This is a genomic window from Chitinophaga sp. (assembly GCF_036569125.1).
Lineage (GTDB): Bacteria > Bacteroidota > Bacteroidia > Chitinophagales > Chitinophagaceae > Chitinophaga.
On record NZ_DATCRF010000251.1, the window covers coordinates 1 to 2,511 of the forward strand.

The 2,511-nt window shown below is 50.6% G+C and carries 2 protein-coding genes; both read right to left on the bottom strand.

Annotated features, from left to right (window positions below; genetic code table 11):
* A partial coding sequence (locus tag VIM87_RS09225) for a TonB-dependent receptor plug domain-containing protein (RefSeq protein ID WP_331996706.1) occupies positions 1 to 989 on the bottom strand: 989 nt, incomplete at its 3' end.
* Between the two features lie 35 nt (positions 990 to 1,024).
* The coding region (locus tag VIM87_RS09230) for a RagB/SusD family nutrient uptake outer membrane protein (protein ID WP_331996707.1) at positions 1,025 to 2,511 on the bottom strand (1,487 nt) is incomplete at its 5' end.

Below are 2,511 nucleotides of genomic sequence, written 5' to 3' on the forward strand. Positions count from 1 at the left end.
TATTTCACCACGTTATTACCACCGGAAATATCCAGGTTGGTATTTTGCTGGTAGCTGTACTGTTTAAAGATGGCATCGTACCAGTTCACATTGGGATGCCCGTAAGGGTCCTGCCCGTTCTTAAACAGGTTAAGGTCATCCTGTGTGAATTCAGGCGTCAGGCCATCATTGATCTCTGCCTGGTTGATGAGGGTGGCCGATTGATAAGCATCCAGGAATTTAGGGATCTTGGTAGGCGTTTGTACCCCGCCTTCCACCCGCACATTGATCTGCGGCTTGCCCAGCTTACCACGGCGGGTAGTTACTACCAGCACCCCGTTTGCGCCTTTGATACCATAGATAGCGGTGGTGGAAGCATCTTTCAGCACAGAGATAGAGGCTATCTCATTTACATTGATCTGCTGCAGCTGATCATAGGTATACTCTACATCATCCACAATGATCAGGGGTTTATTGCCCGCAGGGTTCAGCGAGCTTACCCCGCGGATATAAAAGTCAGAAGCATCTTTACCCGGCTGGCCGGATCCCTGCTGGGAAAAGAAGCCCGGCAGCCTTCCTGTTAATGCATTCTGCACATTGGCTGTTGGCACGTTCCTGATCTCCGCTGCATTGATGGTGCTTACAGAACCGGTATTGGTGATACGGGTGGTTTTGCCATAACCCACCACCACTACCTCACCCAGCGCCTGGTTATCGGACGCCATGGTTACATCAATACTTTTCTCCTCACCGGCAACATTCAGCTCCCGGGTCACATAGCCCACGAAACGGAATATCAGCGCATTGGACTTCCCTTTTAATGTTACCTTGAACTTACCCCCAGCATCGGTAACTGCCCCGTTACCCGGCACATTCTTCTCGCCCACAGACACCCCGGGCAACGGGCCCTGAAGATCGCGCACAGTGCCGGTGACAACCCGGTTCTGCGCCAGCAAATAACCGGGAATGATATTTATAATTATACAAATGAGCAGTATTATTTTCCGCATATCTGTTTGTTTATAATTTTAGGAATGCAATGGGTTTAGTGTCCCGGATTTTGTTTCATATTCGGGTTCTTGGCCACCTCATTGTAAGGGATGGGATACAGATATTGACTTTCCTTAAACACCGTTGTAAGCACCGTAATGGGATTATAGGTAAAAGCGTTGCCGCTCTTTACTACGGATACGCCCGTACGTGGCTGGTTCATAACAGTTCCGGCTATCTTCCACCTGCGGATATCAAAATACCGGTGCTCCTCAAAGGCAAACTCTATGCGCCATTCATTCTGAATAACGGCCCTCATCTGCTCCTTAGTCATACCAGGCGCCAGGCCATAGTTGCCGCCTGCACCGGCCTCAATTCCTGCACGTGCCCTGATGGCATACAGCTGCTCATACACATCTGCCTGCGGCGCAGGCTCTACTTCATTACGTGCTTCGGCATAAGCGAGTAACACATCTGCATAGCGCATAATGATCCAGTCGGAAGAGTGATTGCTGAAGGTGGCTGATGTTTCAAAATTGCCCATGAACTTGCGCATGTAATAGCCGCTTACGGTTTGCTGTAAAGAGGAATTAGGCTTGCCGGGCCCGCCTTCATAGGTTTGTACCGTGCCATTCAGCCATTTGGCGCCATTATAGAAAATGGTGGCGGTAAAGCGCGGATCACGTTTTACATCAGACAATACACTATAGGGATCGGATACCAGGTACCCCGAAGCCGGGTCTGTAATGGGCAAGCCGTTCTGCATGGGAAAAGCATCCACCAGCTCCTGCGTAGGGCTGGTATTGCCGGTGCCGCCTGCTGAAAAACCTACAGGGCCGTTGCTGGTTTCAATATTGGTGGTATTATTTCCCGGCCGTATAAAAATGCGCTCACTATTATTCTGGTTCAGGAAGATGTCTGTAAAAGAAGGATTGAGGGCATAGGTATGCAGGTCTATCACATCTTTTGCAGCCTGGGCAGCCTGCACCCAGCGGTTTACATCATAATTCGTATACCCGGTAAGGTTATTTGCATTGTCAATATTATTGCCGTTAAAGAGCGGGCTGGCAGCCAGCAGCAGCGCTTTCATCTTAAGGGTCATAGCCGCTCCCTTTGTAGCGCGGTAGTTGTCTGCATCTGCTACCGGTGCGGTGAGCAGGCTGTCTTTGATGGCGTCACATTCGCTCGTGATATAAGCTATACAGTCGGCAAAGCTGCTGCGGGGAAGGCTAAGATCTTCACCGATATTATACACTTTATCGCCCAGCAGCGGTACGCCGCCATAACGCCTTACCAGCTCAAAGTAAAAGTAAGCACGCAGGAACCGCGCTTCGCTTCTCCACACCTGGGCGGTTGTAGTACCATTGGCAAGCCCGCCCTTTACCGGCACTACGCCAATGCCATTGATGAAAATATTGGCATTGCGGATGCCTGCCCAGAACGATTCCGGCACCCCGGTGCTATTGGGCGACTGTGAAAGGTTGGTGCCTTCCCAGAGATTTTCCGCACCCGGGAAATTGAAAGCAGTTACCGCATTGGTAG